General features: G+C 68.3%; 1 protein-coding gene. It reads left to right on the forward strand.

Annotation, left to right across the window (positions count from 1 at the left end; translation table 11 throughout):
* Positions 1-12 precede the first annotated feature (12 nt).
* The coding region (locus tag G154_RS00010; protein ID WP_237742466.1) for a DUF222 domain-containing protein at positions 13-246 on the forward strand (234 nt) is incomplete at its 3' end.

Raw genomic sequence — 246 nt, forward strand, 5'->3', positions numbered from 1 at the left:
TCGAGGCGTCCGATGTCTGGTGGGGTACTGCCGCACGTCACCCTCATCCGACCGGTAGCCCCGGGGGTGGGTGATGCGGGTGTGGATCGGTTGGGGTTCGGTGGACCGGTCAGCAGGGCGACCGCCGAGCTGATTGCGTGTGATGCCACGCTGACCTCGGTGATCGTCGACCACACCGGGGTGCCGTTGGATGTCGGGCGCGCCCAGCGGTTGTTCACCCCGGCCATCCGTAAAGCGCTGGCCGTC

It is taken from the genome of Mycobacterium sp. VKM Ac-1816D, assembly GCF_000416385.1.
In the GTDB taxonomy this organism is placed as follows: domain Bacteria; phylum Actinomycetota; class Actinomycetes; order Mycobacteriales; family Mycobacteriaceae; genus Mycobacterium; species Mycobacterium neoaurum_A.